This window comes from Segetibacter aerophilus (genome assembly GCF_007991655.1).
GTDB lineage: Bacteria > Bacteroidota > Bacteroidia > Chitinophagales > Chitinophagaceae > Segetibacter > Segetibacter aerophilus.
Genome location: NZ_BJYT01000044.1, coordinates 1 through 23,237 on the forward strand (window position 1 = coordinate 1; position 23,237 = coordinate 23,237).

At 40.5% G+C, this 23,237-nt stretch carries 22 protein-coding genes; 8 read left to right on the top strand and 14 right to left on the bottom strand.

The genetic code is table 11. The features are described 5' to 3' along the window. Positions 1–400 precede the first annotated feature (400 nt). Both SAE01_RS23590 and SAE01_RS23595 read right to left on the bottom strand, forming a co-directional pair. On the bottom strand, positions 401–1,198 hold the full coding sequence (locus tag SAE01_RS23590) for a hypothetical protein (protein ID WP_147206302.1): 798 nt from the start codon (positions 1,196–1,198) through the stop codon (positions 401–403). A gap of 153 nt (positions 1,199–1,351) precedes the next feature. Further along, positions 1,352–1,756: a hypothetical protein gene (locus SAE01_RS23595; protein ID WP_147206303.1), complete on the bottom strand. Its 405-nt coding sequence runs from the start codon at positions 1,754–1,756 to the stop codon at positions 1,352–1,354. A gap of 222 nt (positions 1,757–1,978) precedes the next feature. Between SAE01_RS23595 and SAE01_RS23600 the strand changes: the two genes are divergently transcribed. Beyond that, positions 1,979–3,262 (top strand): Gfo/Idh/MocA family protein, encoded by a 1,284-nt coding sequence (locus SAE01_RS23600; RefSeq protein WP_147206304.1) that lies wholly within the window; start codon positions 1,979–1,981, stop codon positions 3,260–3,262. 58 nt (positions 3,263–3,320) lie between these two features. Here SAE01_RS23600 and SAE01_RS23605 read toward each other — a convergent pair whose 3' ends face one another. Beyond that, on the bottom strand, positions 3,321–4,013 hold the full coding sequence (locus tag SAE01_RS23605) for an alpha/beta hydrolase (RefSeq protein WP_147206305.1): 693 nt from the start codon (positions 4,011–4,013) through the stop codon (positions 3,321–3,323). 403 nt (positions 4,014–4,416) lie between these two features. Between SAE01_RS23605 and SAE01_RS23610 the strand changes: the two genes are divergently transcribed. Then, positions 4,417–4,839, top strand: a complete 423-nt coding sequence (locus tag SAE01_RS23610; RefSeq protein ID WP_147206306.1) for a response regulator — start codon at positions 4,417–4,419, stop codon at positions 4,837–4,839. A 100-nt stretch (positions 4,840–4,939) separates the two neighbouring features. Here the strand turns inward: SAE01_RS23610 and SAE01_RS23615 are convergent, their stop codons facing one another. The 3 genes from SAE01_RS23615 to SAE01_RS23625 are packed head-to-tail and all read right to left on the bottom strand — an operon-like array spanning position 4,940 to position 7,939. Further along, positions 4,940–6,424, bottom strand: coding sequence for a glycosyltransferase family 2 protein (locus SAE01_RS23615; RefSeq protein WP_147206307.1), 1,485 nt, complete (start codon positions 6,422–6,424; stop codon positions 4,940–4,942). Further along, complete coding sequence (locus SAE01_RS23620; RefSeq protein ID WP_147206308.1) at positions 6,421–7,521, bottom strand: HEAT repeat domain-containing protein; 1,101 nt, start codon at positions 7,519–7,521, stop codon at positions 6,421–6,423. The genes SAE01_RS23615 and SAE01_RS23620 overlap by 4 nt, the downstream gene beginning before the upstream one ends. A 46-nt stretch (positions 7,522–7,567) precedes the next feature. After that, positions 7,568–7,939 (bottom strand): response regulator transcription factor, encoded by a 372-nt coding sequence (locus SAE01_RS23625; protein WP_147206309.1) that lies wholly within the window; start codon positions 7,937–7,939, stop codon positions 7,568–7,570. 482 nt (positions 7,940–8,421) lie between these two features. Between SAE01_RS23625 and SAE01_RS23630 the strand changes: the two genes are divergently transcribed. Beyond that, a complete protein-coding gene (locus tag SAE01_RS23630; RefSeq protein WP_147206310.1) occupies positions 8,422–8,910 on the top strand; it encodes a hypothetical protein in 489 nt (162 codons plus the stop codon). 180 nt (positions 8,911–9,090) lie between these two features. Continuing rightward, complete coding sequence (locus tag SAE01_RS23635; RefSeq protein WP_147206311.1) at positions 9,091–9,393, top strand: EthD family reductase; 303 nt, start codon at positions 9,091–9,093, stop codon at positions 9,391–9,393. A 117-nt stretch (positions 9,394–9,510) separates the two neighbouring features. Here SAE01_RS23635 and SAE01_RS23640 read toward each other — a convergent pair whose 3' ends face one another. Next, positions 9,511–10,413, bottom strand: coding sequence for an META domain-containing protein (locus SAE01_RS23640; protein ID WP_218029236.1), 903 nt, complete (start codon positions 10,411–10,413; stop codon positions 9,511–9,513). Between SAE01_RS23640 and SAE01_RS24865 the strand changes: the two genes are divergently transcribed. Together SAE01_RS24865 and SAE01_RS23645 are read left to right on the top strand one after the other, a co-directional pair. Beyond that, positions 10,412–10,783: a hypothetical protein gene (locus SAE01_RS24865; protein WP_218029237.1), complete on the top strand. Its 372-nt coding sequence runs from the start codon at positions 10,412–10,414 to the stop codon at positions 10,781–10,783. The two genes, SAE01_RS23640 and SAE01_RS24865, sit on opposite strands and share 2 nt — an antisense overlap. A 306-nt stretch (positions 10,784–11,089) precedes the next feature. Next, a complete protein-coding gene (locus SAE01_RS23645; RefSeq protein ID WP_147206313.1) occupies positions 11,090–11,656 on the top strand; it encodes a DUF922 domain-containing protein in 567 nt (188 codons plus the stop codon). A gap of 45 nt (positions 11,657–11,701) precedes the next feature. On the opposite strand, the gene SAE01_RS23650 is transcribed toward SAE01_RS23645, so the two are convergent. The 7 genes from SAE01_RS23650 to queG form a co-directional block, all read right to left on the bottom strand. Then, positions 11,702–12,805: a Gfo/Idh/MocA family protein gene (locus SAE01_RS23650; RefSeq protein ID WP_147206314.1), complete on the bottom strand. Its 1,104-nt coding sequence runs from the start codon at positions 12,803–12,805 to the stop codon at positions 11,702–11,704. A gap of 146 nt (positions 12,806–12,951) precedes the next feature. Continuing rightward, a complete protein-coding gene (locus tag SAE01_RS23655) occupies positions 12,952–13,821 on the bottom strand; it encodes a pirin family protein (protein WP_147206315.1) in 870 nt (289 codons plus the stop codon). A gap of 130 nt (positions 13,822–13,951) precedes the next feature. Beyond that, positions 13,952–15,859, bottom strand: coding sequence for a DUF294 nucleotidyltransferase-like domain-containing protein (locus SAE01_RS23660; RefSeq protein WP_147206316.1), 1,908 nt, complete (start codon positions 15,857–15,859; stop codon positions 13,952–13,954). Beyond that, positions 15,856–16,548, bottom strand: a complete 693-nt coding sequence (locus SAE01_RS23665) for a 3'-5' exonuclease (protein WP_147206317.1) — start codon at positions 16,546–16,548, stop codon at positions 15,856–15,858. The genes SAE01_RS23660 and SAE01_RS23665 overlap by 4 nt, the downstream gene beginning before the upstream one ends. 11 nt (positions 16,549–16,559) lie before the next feature. Beyond that, positions 16,560–17,231: an HAD family hydrolase gene (locus SAE01_RS23670; RefSeq protein ID WP_147206318.1), complete on the bottom strand. Its 672-nt coding sequence runs from the start codon at positions 17,229–17,231 to the stop codon at positions 16,560–16,562. 171 nt (positions 17,232–17,402) lie between these two features. Further along, positions 17,403–17,660: a hypothetical protein gene (locus tag SAE01_RS23675; RefSeq protein ID WP_147206319.1), complete on the bottom strand. Its 258-nt coding sequence runs from the start codon at positions 17,658–17,660 to the stop codon at positions 17,403–17,405. A gap of 419 nt (positions 17,661–18,079) precedes the next feature. After that, positions 18,080–19,003, bottom strand: a complete 924-nt coding sequence (queG, locus tag SAE01_RS23680) for a tRNA epoxyqueuosine(34) reductase QueG (RefSeq protein WP_147206320.1) — start codon at positions 19,001–19,003, stop codon at positions 18,080–18,082. 93 nt (positions 19,004–19,096) lie between these two features. On the opposite strand from queG, the gene SAE01_RS23685 reads away from it, so the two are divergent. Together SAE01_RS23685 and SAE01_RS23690 are read left to right on the top strand one after the other, a co-directional pair. Continuing rightward, complete coding sequence (locus SAE01_RS23685; protein WP_147206321.1) at positions 19,097–21,109, top strand: DUF3858 domain-containing protein; 2,013 nt, start codon at positions 19,097–19,099, stop codon at positions 21,107–21,109. Positions 21,110–21,111: 2 nt separating this feature from the next. Continuing rightward, on the top strand, positions 21,112–23,022 hold the full coding sequence (locus SAE01_RS23690; protein ID WP_147206322.1) for a DUF3858 domain-containing protein: 1,911 nt from the start codon (positions 21,112–21,114) through the stop codon (positions 23,020–23,022). The last annotated feature ends 215 nt before the right edge of the window (positions 23,023–23,237 follow it).

Consider the following 23,237-nt stretch of genomic DNA (forward strand, 5'->3'; position numbering starts at 1 on the left):
CGCTAATGCAAGAACTGTTGTCAAAGTTATTTCTTATGACAAGTTTTTTAATTAAAAATTCGAACGTAAGCGGCCGTCAGACTCCAACGACCTCAGAAAAAAGGCGTTAAAAAAATTACCTGCTCGGGCGTTAAGAAATGAAATGTTGTTACTGAGGGTTGGAAATATTGTTTGTCTTTAAGTTATACTTATCTCAGATTTATTCAACTGTTGTGACTTATTTCATTTTAGCATGAGCAGGTAATTTTTAGCCTTTTTTATGCAGTCTTGATTTTTTGTTTCTTTTTTATCAAGAAAAAAGAAAAGCAAAACATAAGCATTCGCAATAAAAATTTGCCGTTAGAAATTACTAATCTTATATCAAAAGCTCAAGCCGCTAGCTTTCCAGATCCAACCTGGATCAATAGATATAATCAAACACAACAGGAGTTGATTCAGTATTTCCCGCTGCTATAAAATGTTTCCTTTTTGCAGGATAACCGTTGGAGTTGTATGTGTATTCGTAACGTGAATAGCCATCTATAGTTCCATTGGCTGAAAGATTATTTACTTTAATAGGGTTATTTTTTTGCAAGATTACGCCGGGGAGAAAGAAGCCCAGGACGCCATCGGGCTGGGGATTCTTTTTGTCGTCATACTCGACAAATACCTGCGAAGAGGTTACTGTGAAAGGATCGCTTGTTTGTTTTCTATAAGCCTGGTCAATCCTGCTTACGTTGCCGTTGCTGTAATATTGATAACTAACCTTTGTTTCGATAATTGCATCCGGTTCCGGGTTTGCGTTCTGCTCGATAATGCTGGTAAGTTTGTTGCCTTCAAACTGGTAGAGGCTTGTGGAAATTTTCTTCCCGTTAGCAGCAAAATTGTCTGACCTCGCAATTGTGTTGCCATTATAGGTAAACAGGGCGAAACCTGACTGGTTTGAAAACCTCGACAATTTGTCTCCGTTATATTCAAAAACGTTGTTTGAACTGCTGGTACCACCTGCACCATTTTGCCATTTGGAAACATACTTTATAACATGTCCCGCTGCATCGTATTCATAGCTAATAAAGTCATCCGGAGATGCAGTTACTTGCTTGACCATTTTTGTTGGCGACTGATCAATTGGTGTTGGCGTAGTTTCATCCTTTTTACATGCGAAAAGAGAAAGTGCTAAAGTAAGAGATAGAAATAATTTAAGTGTTTGCGTTTTCATTATAAGCGTGGTATAGTTGATTGTTATGAAACAAAATTGATTGACAATCTTATTTCTCCCAATGCCATATTGATAGAAGGATGATTACTATTATGAGTTTCATCATACCAGTTATAGTTGGTATTCATCTATCAGAATGAGGATTAGCTAAGTTTAGTTTTGTTCTTTTTTTAGCTTGTATAAGTCCGTCATTTGTCCTGCGTATTCACGCTTGATTTCGAGACTGTCACCGCTGGATTTGTAGGTGTAGTCGTTGTTTAATATTAATGACCAGTCAAAGTCAGCTGTCCACATGCAACTATTTGTAAAATGAATTTCATTATTTTTTGTTGAGTAAGTACCATTACAAATCGCAGGAAATTTCATTCTGTCACTCGTGCCTGAGTAATTTGCGTCATTAAATGTGATTGAGACATTGCTCGATACTTTGCTGCCTGCTCCGGTTGTTCTTTCGAAAGTGCCTGAGTATTTTCCACTGAAGAATACTTTTTCCTCAACGTTTTTCTCACATCCGGTCATTAGCAAGCCGGATAACACTAATAGCATTATTGTTTTCATTTGTTTTTTTCTCAGCTGACAACGCTTTCACATCTACCGTTGCATTTCACAAATTTTTTTTACAGGCATTTATCAAGTTAATATTCACCCGATCGAGCCAGGAGATTAATTAATTGCTGGATTGTAAAATCATTAAAACTGTTTTACACGTCTAAAACCTTTATTGGATTTATCGGTATCTTGAAAACTAATAACGATTGCAATCATTTGAAAAATTGAACAATGAATAAATCTTTCAACAGAAGAGAGTTTATTAAGCAGGGTGGGGCGGCGGCGCTTAGCCTTGCTTTTCTTCCCGCAATGGCTAAAAAAGTAGCGCCAAGCGATAAGCTGCGAATAGCTCATATTGGTTTGGGCGGAATGGGTAACAACCATTTAAAGTGGTTCGCCGGGCTGCCTGAAGTAGACATTGTCGCTCTCTGTGATCTCGACCAGGATCATTTAAATTCTACCATGAAAACCCTTCAGGCTTTGCGTCCTGCAGGCAATGCGCAGGGCTACGGAGATTTTCGCCAGATACTTGATCGTAAAGATATCGATGCGATTACCTGCGCAACTCCCGACCATTGGCACGCACAAATAGCAACCCTTGCTTTCCAGGCAGGCAAAGATGTATACGGCGAAAAGCCGTTGTCTTACGACATTAAGGAGGGACAGACAATGCTGAAAAATCTTAAGCGCCACAAAAGGATTTTCCAGATGGGAACGCAGATACATGCAACAGACAACTATCACCGGGTGGTAGAGATTATTCGTAGCGGCGCAATTGGGAATGTTCACACAGTCAGGTTGTGGAAAACAGGATTGCCACCTGAACTTGGACCTGCTGTTATCCAGGCACCACCGCCTACTCTTGACTGGGATATGTGGCTCGGGCCTGCGCCTTATGTTGACTACACTCCTCAACGATGTCACTTTACTTACAGGTATTTCATTGACTATTCGGGCGGCGTATTTGCAGATTTCTGGAGTCACATTGCAGACGTTGTTTTCTGGTCTATAGAACCAAAGGGGCTTAAATCGATAAGTGCAAGAGGCGAGGCCTCGAAAGGAATTGATGATGCCCCTTTATGGCTTGATGTAGATTATGAATTTGATGGTCTTAACATGTACTGGACACATGTACCTCCTGATGTACCTGGGGCTGCAAAGCGTGGCATTGGGGCATATTTTGAAGGAGATAAAGGCACCTTAATTTGTGATTATAACACTCGTGAGATTACTGTTAATGGACAAACCGTTACCGATATTCCTGAGGTTCCAATCACCCTTGTCCGATCTCCTGGTCACCAGCAGAATTTTGTTGATTCGGTTAAGTCAAGAACCCAACCAGAGTCAAATCTTGAGTATGCAAGAAAGATGGTTTTACCTATGCACCTCGGACTGATTTCTTACCGGCTAAACCGAAAGTTAAACTGGAATAGCAAGAAAGAAAAGTTTATAGATGATAAGGAAGCGAACACTTACCTGCACCGAGAATATCGCAAGAAATGGGATCTGCTATAGTATAGGTTGATTTGTCGAAACGTAAAAAATGCCACGAAAAGAACCAAACCAGGAAGGTCTAGGTTTCCAGAAACCAATTGACGGCCGTGGCAGATATGTCAGCAGGAATTTCATGTTCGCCCTGAAATTCTTTGTATTGAATATTATAGTTCAACCTTTTTAACCGCGGTACAATGCGGCGACTGCAAGGAGCTATTGGAAGAACATGATCCTTCACACCATGGGAGATAAATACTGCTGGTTTACCTTTGTTTTCAACAGTATGATAGAAGCCTGGCGAAAATGCCATGATGTGTGTAAATAGGTCACCATTGCTCAAGCCAACACACAAGCCATAAGACGCCCCATCAGAAAAACCGCCGACAGCTATATGGTCCCGATCGACATTGTAGTTCTCGAAAGCGATCGTCAGGGCTTGGTCGATAAAAATAATATCGCCGTTGAAATTTTCTTTTGCGATAATATCCCACGTAACACTGCGCGACGCTGGGGCTAATAATAATATGTTCTTTTCGTCGGCGTATGGCTTTAATAAGTTCAGGCCGTGCTCCGCGTTACCTCCTGCGCCGTGAAGCATGACAGCAAGAGGCGTTGGAACATCTTTATTGTAATTTTTGGGAACGTACAGAAAGCCGTCGCGAATATTATCCAGATGGAAACTGTGGATACCGGGTTCAAAACCATTTGTTGGAAGTGTATTTTTGGGTCGGGCAGAGATGTGCCCTTTTTTTAGTGTTTCTCTTGCTATCATCGTGCTTCCTCCTTCTTATTATTACCTGCCTAAGTAACTTTTACGAGTTGTTTCATATCCAATTCTACATCAATTGCGGGTGCGGCCCTTGGCTGATTGAGGTAGAATGTTGTTTCTCTGTTTGCCTTACTTTTTCTCTTTTCGCCCTGAGTTTATCAGGATTTTCTTTTTACTGTAGAGGAAAATTTGTGCCAGAAAGATCGATTGTAGTGTTAGAAAAAGATAAATTTAAGAGGTGTCTTATACGCTGGCATTTACTCAGCCTTGCGTCCGCTTTTAAAAATTATTCTTCGTAGAAAAGGTTGTAACTGCACCTACTAAAAAATGTAACACAGCCAGGGCTCTTACAATACCTGTGAGTTGTATAAGTGATTGACTACCTTGTACCGAAATAGAAATAAACATGAACTATAATGGCCCCGTAATAGTTATTGAAGACGATGCAGATGACCAGGAAATACTTGAGGAAGTTTTTATAAAGCTGGATTATAAAAACGAGATAATTTTTTTCTCAGATGGGGAAGAGGCACTAAAATATTTAAACCGTAGCGACATTTCTCCGTTCCTTATACTGTCAGACATCAACATGCCTAGACTCGATGGTTTTGCCTTACGAAACAAAATCAAGACAGATGCGGCACTACAGGTAAAATGCATTCCCTATTTGTTTTTTTCTACGGCATCAACTCAGAAAGCAGTTATAGAAGCGTATAGCCTTTCAGTACAAGGATTTTTTTTGAAGCAGGAGTCAATGTCAGAGCTTGAAAAAACGATCAGCGTTATTATGGAATATTGGAAGCGATGCGTAGCTCCAAATAGCTTTTAAAAATTCGGGAGAGTCTACAAAACGAAAATCAAAATTTCCTACAAATAAAAATTGCTATATAATTCGATTAAACCTTTCAAATTACCCGCCCTACAAAAACTTAATTTTCTTGCGGCTCCAACAGCACGTCTTTAACGACAACGTGGTTAGCTGTAATGACGGGTTGGTGGTTTCCGTTGAGACCTTGCCTGGTCATTTCGCCCCAGCTTGATTTTTTTTGCAGTTTGTCTATATAGCCCTTTACGCCACTCCAAACCACGAATGGATGAAATACAAAGGGTTCGGTTAAAGCCGTTAGTAGCAGTTTCATAATGTCGGTCTTTCGCCTGTACTGGTTGTAGGTTCTTACTTCCATGTACAATGCAAAGGCAGAATAGAGGTATCCAAATGTGATAATAAAGGCGAGGAAAGAAAAGAAGGTTTGCCAGTAGATGAGTTTAAAAAACGCCATCACAACAAATGCAACCAATCCAAGAAATTCAACACCGGGAGCGCACATCTCGAAAAAGAACCAATAAGGATAGCTGAGCAATCCCAATAAACCATAGCGCGGATTGAAGAACATTTTTTTATGTAGTCCAAGCGTCTCTATGGTTCCTCGTGTCCAGCGGTTGCGCTGCCTTCCTAATATCTTATAGCTACCCGGTGCCTCCGTCCAACACAACGGATCGGGAATAAAGGCCACCTTATAAGGAAGCTTTAGCTCTTCCATGTAACGTCGCATACGTACAACGAGTTCCATGTCTTCGCCCACAGTTTTGTGATCATAGCCTCCCACTTTAATGGCTAGCTCCTTGTCGAAAGCACCAAAGGCACCGGATATTAACAACAAGCCATTGAGCCTGCTCCACGCCATCCTTCCCAGTAGAAACGCTCTGATGTATTCAAGGGCCTGCATTCTTGGGAGATACTGTTTTGGCAAGTTTACTTTCAGCAACCGGCCATGTTGTATCTCGCAAGAATTGGCTATTCGAACCACACCGCCTGTCGCTATCACTTTCTCCCCGGTTGACTCGAGGAATGGCTTCATTAGCTTTAGCAGGGCATCCTGTTCCAATACACAATCAACATCTATACAAACGATGTAATCGTTGGAAGCTATGTTTACGCCAACGTTTAGCGCATCCGCTTTACCACCGTTTACTTTGTCTACAACAACTAATTTTTTATAAATGGGGTTTTTACTTTTATAAACTCCCCTAACAGCTTTTGTAGCAATTTGGTAGCTAACAAAATAATCAATCTTAATAAGATCATAGGCTACAACCAGCTGTTCAAGGCTGTTGTCTTTGCTACCATCGTTAATAACAATCAGTTCAAGGTTATTGTAATAGATGGATAATAATGACCGGACGTTTTCGATAATGTTTGCTCCTTCATTATAAGCCGGAGCCAGAATGCTGATGGAAGGCGCATAAGGGGAAATCGCAAGGAGTTTGTAGTCAGTGAAGCTATTCTTATTCGCATACTTCTTTGTAGCACCGATGGAAAATAGCCCAATGAGCACGTAAAATATTAGCTGCGTACCTGAATAAATAAAGATAGCGTACGTAATAAAATCGTATATCAGGCTATCCCATCTCATCTTGCCGCCTCAGCTTTTACATGTAGGAAAATCTCTTTGTAGGGGATGGGTGTATCGTAACTTTTAGCTTCCAGAATCTCCATTCCTTCCGCGGTGCAATGGGCCAGTACTTTTGCTGCTGCCAGCTTCAGGTATTCGTGTCCCTCGTGTAGTTGAATAATTAAAAAGTCTCTTTGGTCGTCGCCGGCGATCTTGGGAAGTTCTTTTAAGATGTTGAGCCGGTTGGTAAATCGCTCCTTGTTATAAGCGAGCGTAAGTAAATCCGCAGTCTTTGAATCTCCAATTTTCGCAAGTGTTTTTACAGCCTGCACACGTACAGCCTCATTTGGGTGCTGCAAGCATTGCTCCGCTTCTTTATGTACCTGCACTTGTTTATAGTGCTCGGCAAGTTTTAAGGCAAAACTTACGACGGTATCATTGGATGAAGTGAGCCATTTATCTAGTTTGGAAAAGCCTGTAAAAGGAAGCTGTCGTAGTAGTTCAAGCAATTTCAATTGCTGAAATTCGGTGATAGGGTAAGACACTACATCTAAAAAACGAAGACCTTTAAATCCGTACCATTGCAGTACAGCAGTCTGAGCTTCGATACGTACATCTTTGTCTTTGCTGTTGGTAAAGCGATATACTTTTTGCAGTTGATCTTTCTGCTCCATCACGCCAAGTTCATGAATGCCCTGGCACTGTATGTGCGTTCTACGATCATCGAGCTTAATTCTTGAGTCTACGTTTAAGCCAAGCTTATAGTACAGCTTAATAATATTTTCTGAAACAATCCCTAAAAAGCTGCTTTTGTTCCTTACCAATTCATCAATTACTAACTGGCGGGCTTCAGGCTTTTTAAAAAGGTCCTGTATATTTTCGGGGATAGCAACACCTACAGAACTCTCATTGATGATTACCTCGGTAATCCAATCTTCGAGGCTTTTTTCAATACTTTTCTTGAAACAGTTTTTTTTCTTTTTTACGTACAAAGTATTGAAAGTGGCAATAACAAGGGTTGCCGTAAGCAAGATGAAAACGACCGAAGCGGAGTATAGATAAACAGGTTTTACATACCTGGCAAATGTATCATCGAAGTTTGTATCGAGTAGAATCATTTTGCTTCGTTCGTTGCCCGTTCGTTGAGACAGTCAACTGTTTGCTTTAAGCAGGAATTGCTTCGGTGCTTGTTAGCCGTTTTATATGAGCAGTTAAGGCAGCGATGTTAAAAGGCTTCGAGATATATTCATCAGCTCCAAGTTTCATAGCTTCTTCTACAACTGATTGTTGTCCCATCGCTGATATCACAATAACCGGAATTGGATTCTTGAATTGCTTTACCTTACCCACTATTTCAAGTCCCGAGAAATAGGGTAGCATAATGTCAACGATAATCAGGTCAGGTTGGAGGCTTTCAATCTTTTCCATTGCATCAAGACCATCCATACAGCAAATGATTTCAAAGCCGTCTCTCTTAAGACATAATTCTATTGTTTTTAAAATAAGAGAATCATCTTCCGCGATTAAAATTTTCATATACGTTCATTTGTCTATGCTCCTGCATGGCAACATAATTAGATAACGAAATACTAAGGGGGTTAGTACTTTGGAAAGGACTTTTGATCATATTTTTTTAAAAAGAATAAGGACAATGGTTGCGTCAGGCGACAACTAAGATTGTGACTTCAGTGAGGGTATAAACATTTTCTTCCCCAGCAATAATTGATAACAAAAGGTTGAAAGTAGCGTCGCAACGAAGTTTAACGTGGTTACTAATGCTGGTTACATAAATTTTTATTTAGCCAGCTTCTGTAGGTATTATACTTCTTTTGTTGTGTCACTCACTTGTGCTTTTATAATTTCTGTCGACAAAAACATTCGTGTTATTGCCAGCACTTATACCTTCTGCCTTACACGTGGTATTAATCTATCTTGCGCAAAATCAAGCAGGAAAAAATAGAAAGTGGTATAGTTTTTCGAGTATTATTCTCAAATTTTTTAAAACCAGGATTACTATTATGAGAAAAATGAAGATGTTATTAGTTGCATCGATGTTGATTGGTATGAACGTAAATGCACAAAGCACGGCAAGCGGAACGGATGCAACAAAGGTTGTATTTTTTGAAGTAGGTGGCCCTGGCCTTATTTCGGTGAATTATGACATGCGCTTCGGAAAAACAAACGATGGATTTGGTTTTCGTGCGGGCTTTGGTGGATGGTCGTTAAAGAATTCAAAGCTCTTATTAATTCCCCTGGGTTTAAATTATATCACAGGCAAGAACGGTAGGGATTATTTCGAGGTCGGCGCAGGCAGTACTATTGTTAGCAATAGCGATAAGGATCCCGGCGACGGACCTTTTAAAAATTCATTTGGCTTTATAAGCCTTGGCTATAGAAAGCAACCGGTGGATGGAGGATACTTTTTTAAAGCTGCACTTGTACCAGTTTTTGGTAAGGGCTTCTTCTGGCCCTATTATGCAGGTGTAGGCTTCGGTTATGCATTTTAAGAAACAGACTCGGTTGCATATTCTACAATTTCATTAAGGGTGCTTAACGCAACTCTGGTAATGGCTGTCTGTAGTAGAATAATTCTTCTCTTTTAGTTTCTATTCGGAAAACATTGTAACTAAAATCTGCCGAAAAAGCGTCTCGAATTTTTTCTAATTTCGGATTCGAAAAGATAGATTATGTATAAGGTGACCGTGTTATATGAACATCCAACAGATCCAGATGCGTTTGAAAAACATTTTAAGGAACATCATCTGCCACTCGCCCAGGCAATGGCGCGAATGAGCAGGATAGAAATTACCAGGTTCGAGACTTCTGCAGATGGAGGGAAACCCGCTTATTATCGAATGGCTGAAATCTTTTTTACAAGCAAGCAAGTGATGGAAGAAACAATGGGCTCACCTGAGGGACAAGCTACCATCAATGATTTGCATAACCTCACCACGACAGGCGTTAAAATCCTATTGGGAAACGTGGAGTAGTACTCTTAAATTCCTCTTAGAGCTTTAAAGGATTCTAATTGAGATTATCAGAATGAACAAAAAAGAGGCAGCCTAATCGGCTGCCTCTTTCAATTGTATAATCGCTCTTTAAAATCTTTATTTCGCGTTTTTTGCAAATACCATCAACACCTGGTCGCCTTGTTTAAGACGGAATTGGTTGTCAACTACATCATAAGAATCTGCGCGACGCAAACGCTCCATAAATGCTGTTTGATCAAATCCGCCAATACACTCAACGTTTGTTGCAGGCATTGTTTCGTCGAAATGAAGTTTGCTTCCCTCAACTTTGATTGTTCCTACTGCACTGTTACAACCAGTATAAGCAGTGAAGCTTCCGTTGTCAATGTACATATTTAAAGTTGGCAACATGAAATTGTTTCCGTTAACGGCAGTCATAACAAATGGTACAGTTACGTTGCCGTTTGCACCTGCAGCAGTACTAGAGTCTGCTGTTGTAGTAGCCGCTGTTCCACCTGTACCTACTGTTCCTGTTGTTCCGGAACCTGTAGCAAGGGTAGTGCTGGCAGTTGCATCAGAAGATGCAGCCATTCCTGCTGATGCAGATGATCCTGCTCTTGCAGAGTTTCTTTTACCTGATTTTCCGGTTGTTGCTGCAGTATTCATTTCAGCTGTTGCATTAAGAGCTGCAATAGAATCCTGGGTTCTTGCAATTGCTGCCATGTTAGCCTGGTAGCGAGCCATAACTGCTTCAGGTGTCCAAAATGCTGCATAAGTTTCTGGCCTTCTTGTGTCCGGCATCCATGCAGATGCTACTTCAGGAGTTAAAACTAGTTGCCATTGTCCAACTGCTTCAGCTGTGAAGTTTGTATTGCGACGCCAGTCTTTATTGTATGTCCATCCACCAGCTTTCGTCATTTGATCTGGGCGCAAATATTTTTCAGGGTTCTGCATGTAATTGTTCGGATCGTACACGTCCCAGTTAATAGCGCCGGAAGCTGTATGTGCACTAGTATTGTTATTCCAGCTACTTGAGGACATGCCCGACTTAGATGCTGAGTTCGTAGAACCTTGGGTAGAAGTTGCCGTTGAAGTAGAAGCAGACATGCTGCTATTGTCGGTAGCTGAAGTGCTTGCTGATGTAGACGCCGTGCCAGTAGTGTTAGTGCTGGATGACGCAACTGAACCAGAAGCAGATGCATCAGCATTCGTACCGGTTCCGGTGGTTGATGCGGAAGCATTAATACCTGAATTTGCAGATGTACCAGAAGTACTGCTCGTGTTTCGCGTGCTGCTACAGTTTACCAATAGTATGGCAAGAGGTAGTACTAGAAATGTCTTTTTCATAAAGTGGTCTTTTTATTACTTGCATCCCATACAAAATAGTGCCAAAAATGAAAAGGAATGTTAACAAGCGGGCGTTGTAGGAAGAAAAATAGAAGCGAAAATATTGATACAGTAGACAAAATTGCTCCAGTTTCTATAAAAGCTATAGAAATGTTAAAAGCTTGCTTTCTTTACGGGTCATGCAACCATTAGTACTTCTCTTGCTTTACCCCCTTTTTCCAAAAAACATTAAATTATCATTAATCCTTTTTTACAATTCACTTAATTCAGTATTATGCATAAGAAATGTATTAGGAGGATTTTGACGGGGTTTGAAGAGGATTTTAGTGTATAACGATAGCATTAATAATTTGATTTTAAGAAGAGGTAAATGAAGACTGTTCTAATCATTGTTATTTTATTTATTACGACTGCCGCTCATAGCCAGGAAAGCATCCGGTGGAGTGGAAATCAGCAATTGAAATGGGAAGACTTTCTCGGCCGCGTAAATGATACCAGCAGGTACGATGCAGAGTGCTACGCCGAGATACGTTACAATTACAAAATTTACAGCGAAGGAGATTTTGAATTCGAAGTCTTTGCAAATTTCGATAAGAATACGTCATGGAGCCGCAGACACAAACAGTCGGATGACCTGCTGAAGCATGAGCAATTGCACTTTGATATTGCCGAGCTTTTTGCTCAGAAATTAAAGAGGGAGTTTGACTCTTATACTTATACGGCAAGTACCTACAACACCCAAATTATTGACCTTTTCAACCAGAAAAAATTAGAATACCAGGCCATGCAACGCCAATATGACGAAGAGACAAATCATTCTCTTAACAAGGCAAAGCAAAAGCAATGGGACGACTTTATCTACCTTGAACTAAGAAAGCTGAGGCTCTCACTACAGCTTGCCCAAAATAACAAAAAGGATACAGGAAAAGCGGAGTAGCACGTTTCCTATATCCTTTTCAAGATCTTCCCGGTTTACGTTTACTTACAATTTCACATCAACCTTTTTACCCGTTTTTATTGCCAGGTAAATTGCGTCAATGATTTTTAGATCCTTTACAGCTTCCGCGCCATCTACAGGCACGATGGGTTGTTTTCCGTTTAGAATAATATCTGACATCTCATCCATTTGTACTGTCTGGTGAGTTACGTGAGGGAAACTTAATTCACCTTTATTAGTACGGCCTTTTATGGGTCCATAGCCGGTAGAAGGATTTAATTCCGCAAACCCTTGTACGCCATTCAGGAAAAATCGATCAAGATTATTCATACTGTAGGTTGACAAACAAGATGCTACCGCGCCGCCTGGAAATCCTAGCTGAAATTGGATGGTCTCATCAACGCCTTCCTTAAATTTTACAGGATCAGTCTTGGTTTCCTCTGCTGTTACCCAGATCGGATCTTCTCCTACCATGTAACGGGCGCCATTAATGGAGTAGATACCAATATCCATCATCGAGCCGCCACCCGCCAGTTGCTTGTTTAGCCGCCACTGCGTCGGGTCGCCTATTCTAAAACCCGACAAGCCTTGGAAAAACATTATTTTTCCAAACTCACCAGCATTTCGCATTCTTATAATTTCAAGTGTATTTGGTTCAAAGTGCATACGGTAACCAACCAGCAATTTTACGTTGGCTTTTTTACAGGCATCTACCATTTCCTGGCCGTCTTTTGCATTTACCGACATTGGCTTTTCACAGATTACCTGCTTGCCCGCCTTGGCCGCCCTGATTACGAAATCCTTGTGCAAAGAATTTGGCGTGATTACATAAATAGCATCGATATCAGGATTGTTTTTTACCTGGTCGAAGTTTTGGTAACTGTAGCAGTTTTTTTCTGGTATGTTGTACTTGCTCTGCCAGTCTTTGAGTTTGGAAGGAGTGCCGCTAATAGCACCGACTAGCTTAGCTTTTTTGCAGGTTTGCATCGCATCGGCTACCCGTGTTCCATAACTTCCCAGCCCGAGAATGGCTACACGAAGCAATGGGCCCTGGTAGCTTTCAGTGGCTGCTTCAACTGTCTTAGGAAAAAAAGGTACAACAATAGACGCAGCGGCAATCTTTTGTAAAAAGTCCCGACGTGAATTCATAGAGGCAATTTTTTTAGTTGTGAGGTATATATGTAAGAATGTAAATTATAGCTAAACAAGAGAGGAGCAATATCGTTCAATTTATTTGAAGTGGTAGCTCTCGGGCAGTAGATGAACAATAGGTGCCGATGCTCGGTCTCATTATCCTAATCCATCAATGCTGTTTCATCTCCGAATTTTCCGTTTTTCATGTCTTCATAAGCCTGCATAATCTCCTCTCTGGTATTCATAACAAAAGGACCATAGGCAAAAAAAGGCTCATTAAAAGGTGTGGCGTAACCAAATAAAATAATTGCATCTGCTGTTGCTTTCATTTCAATCATCTGCCCGTCGCGGTTGAATTCTACGAGGTGATGTATCCTTGCAAAGTCGCCGTTTATTTTTAGTTCACCTTTTACGATGTACAAAAAAACATTCTGCTCTTTAGGTACCTGGATAGTGTATTTACCTCCCTCCTTAAAATACATGAAGGAAAGATGAATATCTGTAAGTGGTTCGAAAGGTCCGCTTATGTCGTTCCATTTTCCTGAAACGATATGTGCAGCTACTTTGCCGTTGTCAAATGCTGCCACAGGTATGTCGTTCTTTTGAAGTCCGACGTATTTTGGCTCGGTCATCTTGTGTTTCGCGGGCAGGTTTACCCATAGCTGTAGAATTTCCAGCGGGCCTCCCAAAGCTTTAAACTCAGGCGAAGACACCTCGGCGTGAATCAATCCTCGTCCTGCTGTCATCCACTGTACTCCGCCTTCCTTAATAACGCTAACAATACCGGTCGTGTCTTTATGTGTCAGGTCACCTTCTAAAATAAAAGTGACCGTTTCAAATCCTCTGTGCGGATGTGGGCCAAAAGGTAAGCCGGCATTGTGAGGAGGATATTCCTGCCAACCATGATGATTTAGAAAAATAAAAGGATCAATTATGTTCATAGGAGCAGCATGCGTAGGCATTGCCCTATAAGTAACAAGGTCACCTATTGGTTCATATACAGCTTTGTGTTGAGCTTTAATTGTTCTCATGATGGTTTTTTAAAATCGGTTAAAAGCTTCTGCGTTAATCTATCCTGCCTCTAAAATAATTAAAGATATTTTTATAAATCCAACGCGTTCAAATGAAACCTCCGTTCAGAAACAACGCTAAGAAAATACCTTACCCAAACAAGTTATTGGTGAAATAAATTCTAATCCTTGACTGGAAGTTAGTGATCGTCTTGAAAATCTCAATCAGTGTTCCCTGCTCTATTTTAGTCAAGGCATTCAAGTCAATATAATTGTCAGGATCTTTTTTATCATTCATAATCTGGTTTGCCTGGCTCTTCAAGCGCATACTCATCAGGAAATAGTAGGACTGGTTGAGCTCATTATACGCAGTTTCAGTAAACACATTAATTTCCTTTAAAGCTTTAAGCCGTTCACCTGTATTCACTTCAAAGATGCGGTTCTGGAGGGCGTAAACTCTCACAAGATCCACAATCGGCGTCATTGCTTTTTTTATATCAAACACTTCCTGTGACCCAACCGTAGTTGTGCGGATGTTCTTAAAAAATGTGAGCGGTGGCTCATATTGAAGTGCGTTCTTAGCCATAAAATAAAACAACTTCTCCAACGGTTTCTGCAGTTCCTCATCAAGAAACGTTTTGAGTTCGTCCATTAAAGGCGCTTCTCCATATAGAAACCGGCAGTCGAAAAATGTAGAGAATTTAATCGCTGTTTCGGCCAGGGCGTCTTCTATCCAGCTTGCATAATTCTTCTTCCAGTGAGAAAGGGAATGTGTCCAAACAGGATTTTTCGCCATAAAGCCACCTTCGCAAAAACTAAATCCAATATCATTTAATCTCGTTGATACGATATCTGCAAACTGTAGAAAGTATTCTCTTACTTCTTCCCGGTGTTCGTTTGCTTTGTCTTCATAAATGATTGCGTTATCCTGGTCGGTTTTAAGTGTCTGTTCTTTTCTGCCCTCACTTCCCAACACCATAAACACAAATTTTGCCGGCGGTGTTCCCATTTCACCTATTACTCCTTCTATCACCTTTATTGCGATTGTATCAGCTACAGTGGTAATCACCTGGTTGGCTATTTGCGCGTTCACGCCTCGTTCAAGTAACTGGGTTACTATCTCGGGAACTTTCTCCCACTTTCCTTTTAGTTCGCTTATTGAAGAGGCCGATTTTACGGATTGAATAAATATTAACGGTGATTGCGCGTGTTCGCTCAATAACTTATTGCGGCTTTGAAACCCTACATACTCGCCTTTATTTTTTATAAGAAGGTAGCGGGTCTTTGTTCTAAACATCATTAGTATAGCTTCGTACACATAGGCGTCGGTACTGATTGAAACTATAGGTTTATCTATAATGCTGAGAACAGGGTTGTTTGCATCAGATGTGTTTGCCACTACCTTATCCCGAATTGTAATATCTGTAACGAAGCCGATAATTTTGCCACCGTCATCAGTTACAAATAGGCAACTCACTTTATTCTTTGCCATGAGTCTGGCCGCCATATAAATAGGAGTGGAGCCGCGGCAGGAAACAATGTCGCGGTATTGGACACTTTCGATCTTTTTCGAATACAATTGGTCTGCAGCTATATAACTCTCTTCAAAGAAATTAGGACGCTTTACAAAGTGCGCGAATTCATCATCCAGCATTCTTTTGCCGAATTGGGCGGTGAAGTAGTGGAAGAATTTTTCAAACGTCATGCACAGTTCTACAAAGTCCTTTCTTGCCAACGCATACACAACTGTGCCTTTTTTTGCAATGGCGGTTTTCAAGGAACGCTTGCGGTTTAGTAAGATAGATATCCCGCCATAAGAAAAACAAAAAGTATGGTGTTCGATGTACCGCTTGTTTTGAGCGCTGTCATAAAAAAAAGATTCGTATTCGCCTTTTGCAATAATGTCGACCCTGTTCATTTTGGTCACTTCCTGCTGGTAGATAACCGTTTCTTTATTATACTTGATTTCTTCCAATAAACCGGAAACCTCCATCAAAACATCCTCGGGCAACATATTGAAAGGGGCCGTTTCTTTTAAAACTTCGAGACGATGATTCATAGATGGAAGATTAAAAAGGTTAATAAAATAATGATTAACATAGGCATCGCACATCCGTACTTACTTTCAGGTACTTCCTTTACACTTTCTATTTGCTGACGTTCAATTGTTTCTTCGCTTATTTCACCACGTTTCAACAATTCAAAAAAACACATAGCTGTTGCACGTGCATCTACAATTGCATTGTGATGGTCTTCGAGGTCTTTTCGAAAAAGGGTTTTAAACAACTGCTCTAATCGAAGGAATTTTACGGAAGGATTTTTAATAAGATTGATTGAACCCAGCATAGTACAAAAAGTCTGGTCTTTTTTTAACGGGTTTTCTAACCCCTCCCGAAAAAAATCAGCGCCAAGCATATGAATATCAAACTGCATAAAATGACCAACAACCAAAGGCTCGAATATAGTTAGGTCATCTGCCAGTAACTTTAAAACATCTTTCCTGCTTTCGCCTTTTGCATCTAAAAACTCCCTTGTAATTCCGTGTATTTTAGTGGCTGATTCTTCTATTGTAAAGTCGTTGTCTTTTATATAATGATTTTCGGCTTTTACTTCCTTTTGATCCTTACTATAAATGACCCATGAAATTTGCACGCAGTACGGCCAGTTACCCGGCGAGTCATAAGGTAAGTTCCAATTTTTTGGAAGTCCTGAAGCCTCAGTGTCGATAAATAAAAGGTGCTCTTTCACTGCCTCAAAGGTTAGAGTTGCTTAGCATCATTTAGCAGATCTGTAAAAAAGGGGTCGGAATAATCCTTAACAAAAGCGACGATGTTGTTGTACTGAGCAAATTCTTCCTTCTCATGCATCGTGGTAAGCACAACGGTTTTCATGCCTGCGTTTTGGGCTGCTTCTACACCTTTGGGTGCGTCTTCAAATACGATGCAATCCTCAGGCAGTGTGTTTAGCAAATTAGCGGCTTTTAAAAAAGTTTCAGGATGAGGTTTGCTTGTAGCTACATCATCTGCACTTACTATTGCTGCAAAGTATTCACGCAGATGAAGGTTGTCAAGAACGAAATCTATATTGAAGGGAATAGCGGCTGAGGCAATGGCCATCCCTATACTCTTATCCTGCGCTGCCTTTAAAAATTGATCCAACCCGTTAATCAATCTCAGCTCAGGGAAAAACTCTTTTTGATATCTTTTTTCTTTTTCGATTGATAACTTATCCATTTCTTGGGCTGAGAATTTGCCTTCTCCAAAAACCCGTATCAGAACCTCCGAGTTTTTTCCGTACATCTCTTTCCTGACTTGATCCATTGTCAGGTTAGCGTTTAAGTCATTGTTCAGAATAGTAGACCATGCTCTCGCGTGATATTCCATGTCGTCGATCATTGTTCCGTTGAGGTCAAATAAAATAGCTTTAATCATAAATTGTAGATAAGATGAGCAGAACGGCAGGCAAACGATAGGTACAAAAAAAGCCTTCCGTTATAACTGGAAGGCTCGCAAAGATATGATGATGTTAGTAGTCAGGTGTGAAATGTGAGTTAGGAGAAACTATAAAAGCTCGTGGCTAAAAGCTAACAGCTCGTAGCCTCCTTACTTTTTATTTTTCTTTGCTGCATTTGCTTTGTTAATAGAATTCTGAACATTCATTGCGGCAGTGTCTGTACTAATCACGCTGCCGTTGACGATACCGTCGGGATGCTTTGTAGTATCTATAGCGCTTGGATTGGTAAGTCCGGGATCATCGTTGTTGGTGGTTGTGCTACTGTCCGCATTAGTATTTGTGGTGTCACTACCGCCACAACTTGCAAGAGCGATAAACAGGGCGGAAACGATTATGATTTTTTTCATGGCTAACCTTTTTACTAGTATATCAATTTCGTTGCCAGCGATACTATGGAACTTAATCGAACGATTTCTTCTTTATCCTTAATTTCTGAAACAGCGACAAAAACTTCTCAAAAAGCCATAGTACAACAATGAAAAAACTACCAAAGAGATATCCAATGAAGCCTGGCAATTTTTTTAAAGGGTTTGAAGACATTGTTGTAAAGTTTAGGACTTGTACTAAAGTTAGTTTTCTTAAGCGGTAGAAACAACTACAAGTTTTTAGCTGACCAGAGAACTTTTTATAAGTGGTAATATGAGCTGCTAAAATAACACTACAATTGCTTGCCCTTAGCTGCTGAGTAGAATAGAATAAGTACAAGAGTGCGACGCAACCGAAGTGCCAGGAGCACTATTGAAGCCCACTACAAAATCTTCTAGAACTAGTTTTTTATAAAACGCAGATTTCTCTTGATCCCTTCGAATTTTCTTCTTTTAAGGGGAGAATTTTTGAAGATTTGTTTGAAGCTTTCTTCAGTTAGTTCTTCCCAATCGTTGCTGCTGAAGTTTAATACTTGTGGGAGTGGGGTAAATTGTTTTTCGCTGTTTGGCTTGCTGAAGCGGTTCCAGGGACAAACATCCTGGCAAACGTCGCAGCCAAACATCCAGTCCGAAAACTGGGATTTTAGGTGCTCTGGCAAAAGTGCATCTTTTAGTTCGATAGTAAAATAGCTGATGCATTTGCTACCATCCACAACTTTATTTTCTAAAATAGCATCGGTTGGACAAGCCGCGATACAGCGGCGGCAGCTGCCGCAATAATCTTTTGCGAAGGGATCATCGTACACCAATTCAAGGTCAACAATTAGGGTGGCAATAAAAAAGAAGGAGCCTGCTTGTTTATTTAAAAGATTGCCATTTTTACCAATCCAGCCAAGCCCGCTTTTAGTCGCCCAAGCGCGTTCAAGAACCGGGGCACTGTCTACAAACCCACGACCATTCACTTCCCCTATTTCCTGCTTCATCATCATAAGCAGTTGCTTCAACTTCTCTCTTATTACTTCGTGGTAGTCTTGCCCGTAGGCGTACTTGGCAATTTTAGGAACTTCAGCGCTCTGCGTTTGCGAGGGGAAATAATTCATCAGCACAGTAATAACGCTTTTTGCTCCGGGAACTAACCGGGCAGGATCAGTTCGCAAGTCAAAGTAATTTTCCATGTATTGCATATTGCCTTGCATTCCCTCGGAGAGCCAGGTTTCAAGGCGACGAGCATCATCATCCAGTTTTTCTGCACGTGCAATTCCACAATAATCGAAACCCAGTTCTCTGCACTTGTTTTTAATCCATATCGTGTCTTTTTCCCGCAACTTATTTTCTCTCCACGCAATATAATTGTTAAAGAATAGTTCTTGTATCTGCTACAAATGTTCATCATTTTTATACAACCACACCTTTAAAAAATGCGAAAGTTCGTTAGGGGCCTTTTGTTGCCCTCCCTTTTAGTTTTAGCTAGTCCAGTTTTCTCACAAAAACCGTCAGTAAAGTTTGGCGACATTCAACCTTCGGATTTTGCTCCTACCGCCTATGCCGTTGATAGTAGTGCGAGCGGTGTTGTGCTGTACGATGTAGGCTCATCAAAATATGAGGGCAATACATCTGGTGGTTTTTCGATTGCTTTTAAAAGACACACGCGTATCAGGCTACTTAATCGCAATTCGTTTGACCTTGCCACGATATCTATTCCCTTATACGCTTCCGGAGCTGCAGAAGAAAGAATTGAAAGCCTTGAAGCAAACACCTACAACCTAGAGAACGGAAAAGTTGAAACGTTTAAGCTTGACAAGGGTTCCATCTTCAAAGACAGGTTAAATAAAAACTATACAGTCAGAAAATTTACGCTTCCAAACATAAAAGAGGGAAGCATCATCGAGATAAAATACAGCTTTGTCTCACCTTATCCCGGTGACTTGCGTTCGTGGTATTTCCAGGGAGAGTACCCGGTGGTCTGGAGTGAATACAAAGTATCTATTCCTACCATTTATGATTTTGTAACACTCACACAGGGCTACACTCCGTACAAGGTAAATGAAGGCTCAATGGGAATTGAGAATTACAATATTTTAGACGGGGATATAGCAGGAAGAAGTGAATTATATTCATTTAGATCCGACATTGTAAATCATACCTGGGCAATGGAAAATGTGCCCGCACTGAAAAAAGAAAGTTTTACAACCACTTTAGATAATCATATCTCTAAAATCTCTTTTCAATTATCCAGGGTGAAATATCCGAACTCTCCTGCAAAAAATATAATGAACAGTTGGAATGTAGTGAGCGAGGAGTTGTTGAAAGACGAGGACTTCGGCGCGAACCTTGCCCAGAACGGAAGTTATTGGAGTGATGAAGTAAAGAAGATTACTGCTGGAGCAACTACCCCGTTGGAGTCGGCGAAAAAGATTTTTGAATATGTGCGGGACAATATGAGTTGTACAAATTACAGCGCAAAGTATTTGTCTAACCCATTGAAAAAAGTTTACCAAACTAAAAATGGCAACGTTGCGGACATTAATTTACTGCTGACTACTCTTTTAAAAAACAAGGGTTTAGACGCTCGCCCCGCTTTGCTAAGTACGAGGGATCATGGTAAGGCTATGGAACTTTACCCTATATTAGAAAAGCTGAATTACGTAATATCAAGGGTGGTTATCGATGATAAGAGTTACCTGCTTGATGCTTCACAAAACAAACTTGGTTTTGGTCATTTAGATCTTGATTGTTACAACGGCTTCGCCAGGATAATTGATAAAGATTTTCCTGAGTTGATTAACCTGAGCGCCGATTCAATCCGGGAAAATAAACTCACCAGTGTCTTTATAATTAATGATGGAAAAGGTGGGTTGAAGGGAAGCTTTGTCTCACACTTAGGCGATTATGAGTCTACAGGTTTACGTGAGAAGTTTGTGAAAACAACCCAGGAAGATTATTTCAAGGAAATAAAAAAAGGCTTTTCATTTGATGTTGACCTTTCTAACCAGAAAGTAGACTCTTTAAAAATGTATGAAGACCCGGTAACAGTAAGCTACGATATGCAGTTTAAGCCGGAGGATGAAATGATCTATTTGAACCCGGTTTTTGGTGAAGCTTGGAAAGAAAATCCATTTAAATCGGCAGAGCGACTTTACCCCGTAGAAATGCCTTATGGATTGAATGAGACTTTCCTCTTAAACATGGAAATTCCAAAAGGCTATACCATTGAAGAGTTGCCGAAATCGAGCAGGGTTAAATTCAATGAAGATGAAGGGATGTTTGAATATATGGTTGTGAAAGATGCAAACTCTATCCAGTTGCGATCCTCGGTGAAGCTGAATAAGGCCACTTTCTCGCCAGATGATTATCAAAACCTTCGTGACTTTTTCGGATACATAGTAAAAAAACATAGCGAACAAATAGTATTGAAAAAAATCAAGGCCTAAACATGAAGAACAAAATATTATGCGCTCTGTTGCTGTCACTTTTTGCATTGCAAAGTTTTGCGGCAGACGACAATAAGTACGCTGCCAGTAAAATAGATCCTTCACTTTTGAAAGATGCTTCAGCAGTGAAACGTGTAGAATACATACGATACGAAATAAAAGATCTGGGTAGCGCGGTTTACTATTACAAAACTGCGGTCACAATCTTGAATGAAAACGGTGATAAGCACGCAGGATGGTACGAGGGTTATGATAAATACACTACAATACGCTCTGTAGATGCTTCATTATATGATGCAGCAGGTAAAAAAATCAGGTCTTTAAAGAACTCTGAAATAAGTGACCGTACGGGTAGTAGTGAGGGTAGCCTTGCTGATGACAACAGGTATAAAAGCCATAACTTTTTCTATAAGGTATATCCATACACAGTAGAATATGAAGTTGAGATCAAAAGAAATGACTTGATGTTTATGCCTTCGTGGATGCCTGTTGAAGATGACGAGTACACAGTTGAGAGCAGCATTTTCGAAATCATCTCTCCACTGGATTATAAATTACGGTACAAAGCTTTTCACTACGACAAAGAACCTGTTATTACGAGTACAAAAGAGAAAGTGTACCACTGGGAAGTTAAAAATCTCACGTCAGTAAAAGACGAATATGCAGGACCGGAATGGCAAAAAATAACGCCGACTGTTATAGCGGGCGCAACCGATTTTGAAATAGGTGGCTTCAAGGGAAATATGAGCGATTGGAAAGAGTTCGGAAAGTTTGTCTATAGTTTGAAGCAAAACAGGGACAATTTGCCTCCAGCCGTTAAAGCGGCTGTTCACGAACTGGCCGACGATGAGCCCAATGTGAAAAAGAAGATCGCTCTGTTATATAACTATATGCAGAAGAATACCCGGTATATAAGTATTCAGTTAGGTATTGGGGGATGGCAGCCTTTTGATGCTGCTTATGTCGCTGAAAAAAAGTATGGCGATTGCAAGGCTTTAACTAACTACATGTTCTCATTGCTAAAGGAAGTGGGAATAAGATCAGTGTATACATTGGTGAAGTCTGGTACATTCAAGAGGTCAATAGTTGAAGACTTCCCCTCGCAACAATTCAACCATGTGATCTTATCGGTTCCCATGCAAAAAGATACCGTGTGGTTGGAATGCACAGACCAGACTTTGTCTGCAGGATACCTCAGTGGTTTTACAAGTAATCGCTTCGCCCTAATGGTTGATGAAGATGGAGGTCACCTCGTAAAAACACCAGCCTATAATTTCAATGACAACCTACAGATAAGAAAGGTTACCGCAACTGTTGATGAAAACGGAAAACTGAATGCAGACATTCAGACACAGTATTCAGGCATGCAGCAAGATGATCTTTTTTCAATGATAAACTCTTATTCAAAAAAAGAGCAGCTCGAATATTTGAAGAAAGAGATTGATCTTCCCACCTACGACATCACCTCTTTCGATTATAAAACGATCTCTTCCCGCATACCTGCCATTGACGAAAAATTAAACGTCGTAGCAGAGCACTACGCCCAGGTTAGTGGCAAAAGAATTTTTATTGAACCAAACCTTTTAAGCAAGACTACTTTAAAGCTAAGTGATGCAGAAAGGCAAAACGATATAGATCTTATTTATGAATATCGCGATGTTGACACTGTCGAAATCGCTTTACCTGCCGGCTTTGTTACTGAAGCTCTTCCGCAGCCTGTTTCTTTCACAAACAAGTTCGGCCAGTATAAAATCAACTATAAAGTCGAAGGCGACAAGGTTGTACTAACCCGTTTGTTTGAACGAAAAGCAGGCAAATTTCCCGCAAGTGATTATAAGGAATTAGTAAAAATGTACGCAGATATGTACAAAGCTGACCGCGGTAAAGTAGTTGTGGTAAAGAAGGAAGGGTAGAAATATTATAGCAGGTTCTATAAAGATCTAAAAAGCGTCTCTCCGCAAGTGAGACGCTTTTTAGTTATACTTTTTTGGCCGAACATTTAAACCTCCCTCATCATTCTTGCGTCGCACACTTCAGCCTATTGATTAAAATTCAAGAAGGATAAAATAGGTTTATTACGACAACAGTTCTTGCATAAGGGACATCAGCCGGTGCGGTGCCAAGCGCA